The sequence below is a fragment of the Clostridia bacterium genome, from assembly GCA_028698525.1.
In the GTDB taxonomy this organism is placed as follows: Bacteria; Bacillota; Clostridia; order JAQVDB01; family JAQVDB01; genus JAQVDB01.
In genome coordinates, this window is record JAQVDB010000084.1 from 1 (window position 1) to 6,722 (window position 6,722).

The 6,722-nt window shown below is 33.5% G+C and carries 8 protein-coding genes; 7 read left to right on the plus strand and 1 reads right to left on the minus strand.

The genetic code is table 11. From position 1 onward, the window contains the following. Positions 1-39: 39 nt before the first annotated feature. The 7 genes from rlmN (at position 40) to PHP06_09990 (ending at position 6,185) form a co-directional block, all read left to right on the plus strand. Positions 40-1,092, plus strand: coding sequence for a 23S rRNA (adenine(2503)-C(2))-methyltransferase RlmN (rlmN, locus tag PHP06_09960; GenBank protein ID MDD3840875.1), 1,053 nt, complete (start codon positions 40-42; stop codon positions 1,090-1,092). Beyond that, positions 1,086-1,847 (plus strand): Stp1/IreP family PP2C-type Ser/Thr phosphatase, encoded by a 762-nt coding sequence (locus PHP06_09965; protein ID MDD3840876.1) that lies wholly within the window; start codon positions 1,086-1,088, stop codon positions 1,845-1,847. The genes rlmN and PHP06_09965 overlap by 7 nt, the downstream gene beginning before the upstream one ends. After that, the gene (pknB, locus tag PHP06_09970; GenBank protein MDD3840877.1) at positions 1,844-3,730 is read left to right on the plus strand and encodes a Stk1 family PASTA domain-containing Ser/Thr kinase; all 1,887 of its coding nucleotides are present in this window, start codon (positions 1,844-1,846) and stop codon (positions 3,728-3,730) included. Before PHP06_09965 ends, pknB begins: the two co-directional genes overlap by 4 nt. Before the next feature lie 3 nt (positions 3,731-3,733). Then, positions 3,734-4,648, plus strand: a complete 915-nt coding sequence (gene rsgA / locus PHP06_09975) for a ribosome small subunit-dependent GTPase A (protein ID MDD3840878.1) — start codon at positions 3,734-3,736, stop codon at positions 4,646-4,648. Then, a complete protein-coding gene (gene rpe, locus PHP06_09980; protein MDD3840879.1) occupies positions 4,642-5,295 on the plus strand; it encodes a ribulose-phosphate 3-epimerase in 654 nt (217 codons plus the stop codon). Before rsgA ends, rpe begins: the two co-directional genes overlap by 7 nt. Before the next feature lie 10 nt (positions 5,296-5,305). Beyond that, entirely contained in the window at positions 5,306-5,950 is a 645-nt protein-coding gene (locus tag PHP06_09985) for a thiamine diphosphokinase (protein MDD3840880.1), read from the plus strand. 79 nt (positions 5,951-6,029) lie between these two features. After that, positions 6,030-6,185: a hypothetical protein gene (locus PHP06_09990; GenBank protein ID MDD3840881.1), complete on the plus strand. Its 156-nt coding sequence runs from the start codon at positions 6,030-6,032 to the stop codon at positions 6,183-6,185. A 138-nt stretch (positions 6,186-6,323) separates the two neighbouring features. Here the strand turns inward: PHP06_09990 and rpmB are convergent, their stop codons facing one another. Further along, a complete protein-coding gene (gene rpmB, locus PHP06_09995) occupies positions 6,324-6,515 on the minus strand; it encodes a 50S ribosomal protein L28 (protein MDD3840882.1) in 192 nt (63 codons plus the stop codon). Between the last annotated feature and the right edge of the window lie 207 nt (positions 6,516-6,722).

Here is a 6,722-nt window from a genome sequence, read left to right on the forward strand (position 1 = left end):
AGTAATATAGTATGGAGGATAGTTGATTTGAGTGAGTTTATTATAAAGGATTTCGATAGGCAGGATATATATGAATTAGTTGCTGAAATGGGAGAACCTAAATATAGAAGTGATCAGATATTTTCATGGATTTATAAAGGAATCCATTCTTTTGATGAGATGACAAATATACCTGTATATATCCGGGAGGCTTTAAAGGAAAAGTATATATTAAATTCTGCCCGTGTTTTAAAGATATTACATTCAAAAATTGATGATACTACAAAGTTCCTATTTGAATTGAAGGATAAAAATATCATAGAAAGTGTATTGATGAATTATAAGCACGGATATACAGGGTGTATTTCTACTCAGGTGGGTTGTCGCATGAGGTGTTCATTTTGTGCTTCCGGGATAGAAGGAAGGATAAGAAATTTGACCCCTGGAGAGATGGTTGACCAAGTGCTTATGATGCAAGAACAAATACATGGAAAAAGGATATCAAATGTAGTGCTTATGGGAAGTGGTGAACCCTTTGACAATTATGATAATGTGATTAAATTTATAAGGCTGATAAATGATGAGCAAGGCCTAAATATAGGGATGAGAAATATAACGCTGTCCACCTGTGGTTTGGTGGAAGGTATATTAAGATTATCCCAAGAAGGCATTCCTATAAATTTATCAATTTCTCTCCATGCTCCAAATGATAAATTGAGGAATTTGCTTATGCCTATAAATAAAAGATATAATATCAGAGGGGTTTTAGATTCTTGCAAACAGTATATAGATATTACTCACAGAAGAGTAACTATTGAATATATTTTAATAAAGGGTGTCAATGATTTAAAGGAACATGCCCATCAATTGGCGGATTTGTTAAAAGGAGGACTTTTTCACGTTAATCTTATTCCCATCAATAGTGTTAAAGAGAAAAAATTTGAAAAGCCCGGATTAGAATCAATAAATAGGTTTCAAAGAATATTAAAAGCGCAGGGTATTGTTGTTACTGTTAGGAGAGAATTAGGGAGCGATATTGATGCTGCCTGTGGTCAGCTTAGGAGAAGACACATAAAAAAACCCGTTAATTTATTGGGGGTGGATATATGTTAGTTAGTTATGCCAGCCATAGAGGACTGGTAAGGAAGAAAAATGAAGATTATCTTTATACCGATGATCAAAAAGGTATTTTTATTGTAGCTGATGGAATGGGAGGGCATAGAGCCGGAAATATTGCAAGTTATGGTGCTGTAAGTAATATTGTTGAACAAGTAAATAACGATTATTCTACAATAATTAAGTCAGGGGTTAACAATATTCTTAAATGTATGGAAAAGTGGATAAAACAAGCTAATACTTATGTGTACAATCTTGCAAATTCTAATGAGGATTATAGTGGGATGGGTACTACACTTACAATGGCTTTGAATATTGATGATAAAATATTGTTAGCTCATGTAGGGGACAGCAGAGGTTATATAATAAGGGAAAAAGATATAATTCAGCTAACGAAAGACCATTCACTTGTACAAGAGCTATTGAATAATGGAACTATAAGTCCAATGGAGGCAGAAAATCACCCTCAAAAGAATTTAATAACACGGGCATTAGGAACAGAGTCTGACATAGAAGTTGACTTAACAGAGCATGATTTTAATCATCAAGATGTATTGTTACTATGTACTGATGGTCTCACCAACATGTTAAGTAAAGAGGATATAATTTATATATATCAGAACACTGATAGTTTGGATAAATTTGTAGAACAATTGATAAATCAATCAAATAAAAACGGTGGTTACGATAACATTACTGTGATTGCTGTAACGAGCAATGGTTGTGTAGTGAAAAGCGAGGTGAAAGCATGATTGGCAAATTATTAGGGGACAGATATGAGATTATCGAAAAAATCGGCGATGGAGGTATGGCTATAGTTTATAAGGCCAAGTGTCATCTATTGAATAGATACGTAGCTGTAAAAATTCTCAGATCTGAATATACATGTGATCAAGAATTTGTTGAAAGGTTTAATCGAGAATCTCAATCTGCAGCCAGACTTTCACACCCTAACATAGTGAATGTTTATGATGTAGGTCAAGAAGGTAATATTTATTATATTGTAATGGAGTATATAAAGGGCAGTACTCTAAAACAGATAATCAGACAAAGGGGCAAGTTAGATCCTGAGGAAGCGGTAAACATTGCTTTACAGATTTGCTCAGCATTGGCTCATGCCCACAAGAATGATGTAATACATAGAGATATAAAACCGCAAAATATCGTAGTTACAGAAGAGGGCATAGTCAAAGTAGCAGATTTCGGGATAGCAAGGATGTTAAATGCATCAACTATAACCTTAAACAATTCCAACATAATGGGATCAGTGCATTATTTTTCACCTGAACAGGCTAGGGGTATATATACGGATGTACAGACTGATATCTATTCATTGGGTATAGTACTATATGAAATGGTAACTGGGACTGTTCCTTTCAAGGGAGAAACTTCAGTTTCTGTTGCATTAAAACATATAAATGATGTGATAAAAATACCTGATGATATGGTAGATGATATCCCAAAATCCCTGCGGGATATCATTGAAAAAGCTACTAGAAAGGACAAGGATATAAGATATAAAACTGCACAAGAGATGTGTGTAGATCTCAAAAAGTTTATCAGGGATCCGGAAGGAGATTTTGTGATAAAGCCGGATAATTCTGATGCGCCGACAAGAATAATGAAACCTGTAGATTCTAATGATACTAAAGGTAGAGCTAAAAAGCGTAAAAAGAATAAAAATAAAATTATGAGGGCTATTTTTATATCATCGATAATAATAATATTGATAGCTATGAGTATTTTTATAGTTAGGGCTATATATGAAAACTATTATTATGTAGAAGAAGTAGATGTACCAGAACTAATAGGATTGACCGAACAAAGAGCCGAAGAGCTACTTGAACAAAAAGGATTGAATATTGTAATAAAGGAAAGAGCCTATGATAAAGAATATGAAAAAGGAACAATCATAAGTCAAGATCCAGAGAAAGATGCCAAAGTGAAAAAAGGTACTGATGTAAAAGTTGTTGTCAGTATGGGTCCAAGCACTATATTAGTTCCCAAAATAACAAGTTTGACCGAGAGAGATGCAATTATTTTGCTAAAACAAAAAGGATTGATCCCTGGCAAAATAGAAAATGAACACAACAATTCAATTCCTGAAAACTATGTATTTGAACAAAATCCAAAAGAGGGTATCAGTGTAGAAGAAGGGACAAGCATCGATTTTAAAATCAGCAAAGGGCCTAAAGATACAAAGACAAAAGTTCCCGATCTCATAGGACAATCATTGAATGAAGTAGAAGACTTTTTAGCATCACAAAATTTGAGGTTAGGAAGAAGTATTGCTAAAAATACTACTGCTTATCCTGAAGGCATTATTGTTGAGCAAGGGGTTGAACCTGGAACTTATGTTGAAATGAATACTCCTATTGACGTGTATGTGAGTACTGGAAAACTTCCTCAGAAAAATCTGGAGATACAACTGCCTGATAATATGGAACAGGAATATAGGGTTAGAGTATTACAAATCAAGGATGGTAATATAAAAGAGATTCACAATAAAATGCATACCCCTGACCAAAAGAAATTAAATCTTGTGATATCGGGAGAAGGGATAGTTACTATACAGGTTTATATTGATGATAGCGATGAATGTTATATAAATGAAGATATAGATATGGATAGGTAGGAGGTGAAGTATCTGAAGAGGAAACAGGGCATAATAATAAAAGGGATTGGAGGGTTTTATTACGTAAAAGTAACCGGGCAAGATATGATTGTACAATGCACTGCCAGAGGTAGATTCAGGAAAGATAAGCAGTCGCCTGTTATAGGAGACCGAGTTGAGGTGGATATAATTTCCGAGAGTAAAGATGGGCTATCAGAAGGGGCGATAGAAAAAATTTTGCCGAGGAGAAATATATTGAAAAGGCCGAGAGTGTCTAATATAGATAAGGTAGCAATTGTGGTTACAATGAGAGAGCCGGATGCTAATTTATATTTATTAGATAAAATGCTTGTCTTTGCTGAAAAATCCGGTTTAGATATTGTAATAGTGGTTAATAAAATTGACCTGGCAACATCATCTGAAATAAATCAAATAACTGAAATATATAGAAATATAGGATATGATGTAATTGCTACGAGTTTATTGTTAAATATAGGGGTTCAACAATTAAGGGAACAATTTAAAGGATGTACGACTGTACTAGCAGGACAATCAGGAGTAGGGAAATCTTCTATATTGAACAGGCTGGCTGGGAAAGAAATCATGGAAATCGGCGTGGTAAGTAAAAAGATAAGGAGAGGTAAACATACTACAAGGCATAGTGAACTGATAAAAGTATATGATGATAGTTTTATAGTTGATACTCCGGGTTTTAGTAGTTTGGATTTAGCCGATATAGACAGCCAAGAACTCCAGTGTTATTTTATAGATTTTAGAAAGTATATCCCATTGTGTAGATTTAAAGGCTGTTCACACATGCATGAACCCGGATGTGCAATAAAACAAGCAGTAAAGGATAACGAGATTAGTCGTAAAAGATATAAAAGATATAAGGATTTTATGGAGGAAATAGCTATAGGGGGAATGAATAAATGGTAAAAATATCACCTTCAATATTATCAGCGGATTTTGGATATTTGGTTAAAGAGATAAGAAAGGTAGAAGAGGCAGGCTGCGAAATGCTCCACGTGGACGTTATGGATGGACATTTTGTGCCCAACATCTCTTTTGCTATTCCTGTGATAGAAGCGATCAAAAAGCATACTGATATGCCTATGGATGTACATCTGATGATAAGCAATGCCGAACAGATGATTGACAGATTTATAGAGCTGGAACCATATAATATCACAGTACACGCTGAAGCGGTAACTCATATGGATAGATTGATAAATCATATAAAGCAGCATGATATAAAAGCTAGTATAGCTTTAAATCCAGCTACGCCATTAAATGTATTGGACTACACATTAAATAACCTGGATATGGTATTGATTATGACTGTAAATCCCGGGTTTGGGGGACAAAGTTTTATTCCAAATATGTATCAAAAAATATCAGATTTGAGCCAGACAATTCGCCAAAGACGACTTAATACTCTTATTCAAGTAGATGGTGGTATCAATGAATCCAATATAAAGAAAGTTGTGGATTCCGGTGCCCAGGTGATAGTTGCTGGCTCAGCTGTATTTAATTCTGATGATATAAAAAAGACAGTAAACAGATTAAAACTGATTGAAGGATAGGTATGTCAGAATGAATATATTGATAATATCCAACGGAGATATTACAAATTATGATTTTCATTTAAAACTTATAAATCAGAATGTCTACGATAAAATAATTTGTGCAGATGGAGGAGCAGTGCATGCTTATAACATGGGTATAAAGCCAGATTTAGTAGTAGGAGATTTGGATTCTCTATCTGACCATGTTTTAAAATATTATGAGAATAAGGGAATAAGCTTTGTCAAATATCCACCTAAAAAGGATAAAACAGATACACATATTGCAGTTGACCATGCCCTAGAAATGAATCCGTCACAAATTGACATGATGGGCTGTATAGGCAGCAGGTTTGACCATACATATGCAAATATTCTACTAATGATCCGACCGTTCAGGCAGGGCATAGATATCAGAATGATAAATGAATACAATGAGATTTTTGTGGCAAATGGCATTGTCAGCATAAAAGGAGAAATGGGAAATTTAATTTCTTTATTGCCTCTTGGAGGGGATGTTTTCATAGAACAAACTAGGGGACTTCATTATAAAATAGAAGAGGCCATTTTGCCAATAGATTTTCCTTGCGGTACAAGTAATTTTTTAGAATCGGATACAGCACAAATCATTGTAAGAAGTGGCTTATTATTAGTTATAAAAGCACGAGATAGATAAAATTGTGTCAATTTACCTTCCAATTGAGTATTATGATTATATATTATCTTTTCATTTATCTCAAAAGGGGGGTATTTTTTTGAAAAGAAATTTTACATTTATGCAAATTTTAGGGTTGCTGATATGTGCTGTTGGTGCTGCTTTAATACTTATCTGTTCACCATCATGGCTATGGTTGATTATATTAGGGGGTTTGATGCTTTGGATTGGATATAGGTTGTATAAATTATATTAATTAAAAGAGAAGGTGGTACTATGAAAGTTTATTATTTTAAGATACCTAAATTCTTAAATAGACTGTTGAAGAAAATATTCAAATGATAAGATAGTTGATTAAAAAATAAAAAAGCAAATATATGCTCAATATATTTGCTTAGACGTTTCTTTGAATTTTTCCTGATTTTATGCATTTTGTACAAACGTTGATAGTTTTTGGACTACCCTCTACAATTGCTCTTACTCGTTTTATGTTAGGACTCCATATCCTTTTTGATTTTTTATTTGAATGGCTTACTTTAGAGCCATGTGCAACTCCTTTATTGCATATTTCACATGTTCTCGCCAATGGAAACACCTCCCTTTTATATTACCATGAAAAACAATTTAATTTTAACATTATATATTGATTTTAGCAAGAAAAACTTTCATTAAAATTTAATAATAAGTCATGTTTGCATCAATTAATGTTATAATATAGAATATATATGTGAGTTTTAGTATGTAAATGTGTTGTTGAAAGGGAGGTTAATAAATGACCGGTAAAATAGAAAAT

Bases quoted from the DNA above. Each gene is read 5' to 3' on its own strand.
- PHP06_09965 (MDD3840876.1), top strand. From the start codon at position 1,086: ATGTTAGTTAGTTATGCCAGCCATAGAGGACTGGTAAGGAAGAAAAAT.
- pknB (MDD3840877.1), top strand. From the start codon at position 1,844: ATGATTGGCAAATTATTAGGGGACAGATATGAGATTATCGAAAAAATC.
- rpe (MDD3840879.1), top strand. From the start codon at position 4,642: ATGGTAAAAATATCACCTTCAATATTATCAGCGGATTTTGGATATTTG.
- PHP06_09985 (MDD3840880.1), top strand. From the start codon at position 5,306: ATGAATATATTGATAATATCCAACGGAGATATTACAAATTATGATTTT.